The 669-nt window shown below is 67.7% G+C and carries 1 pseudogene; it reads left to right on the top strand.

The features are described 5' to 3' along the window. Positions 1 to 669, top strand: a pseudogene (locus MKL20_RS19790) (ABC transporter substrate-binding protein); the annotation flags it as partial.

Below are 669 nucleotides of genomic sequence, written 5' to 3'. Positions count from 1 at the left end.
GTCGAGAAGATCGACGACCTCAGCATCCGGATCCTGTTCGACAAGCCGACGCCGTACTGGAGCGATGCCTTCGTGGGCACCGTCGGCATGGTGATCCCGAAACACCTGTTCGCCGCCTATACCGGCGCCAAGTCCCGGGAGCCGCCGCAGAACCTGGCGCCGGTGGGCACCGGCCCGTACCGCTTCCTCGACTTCCGGCACCGCGGCATCATCCGCGTCAAACGCAGCCCGATGTACCACCTGCCCAACCGCCCCGACGTCGACGGCGTCGAGATGCAGGCCGGCGCGCCTGCGGGCTAGGCGGCCCGCGCCGTGCTCCAGCCCGGCGAGTACGACTACGCCTGGAACCTGCTCGTCGATGACGAGGTGCTCAGGCGCCTGGAGACCGGCGGCAAGGGCCGGGTCGACGTCGTCTACGGCGGCAAGCTCGAGTTCCTGCTGCTCAACACCACCGACCCGAACGTCGAGGTCGACGGCGAGCGGTCCTCGCTCAAGACCAAGCACCCGGCCTTCTCCGACCCGAAGGTCTGCCACGCGATGAGCCTGTTGGTCGATCGCAAGTCGATCCAGGACTACATCTACGGCCGCACCGGCCGGGCCACGGCCAATTCGGTGAACGGCCCGGAGCGCTTCGTCTCGAAGAACACAAGCTTCGCGTTCGATCCGGCC

It is taken from the genome of Methylobacterium sp. E-066, from assembly GCF_022829635.1.
In the GTDB taxonomy this organism is placed as follows: Bacteria; Pseudomonadota; Alphaproteobacteria; order Rhizobiales; family Beijerinckiaceae; genus Methylobacterium.
This window is presented reverse-complemented; position numbering and strand designations above follow the sequence as displayed.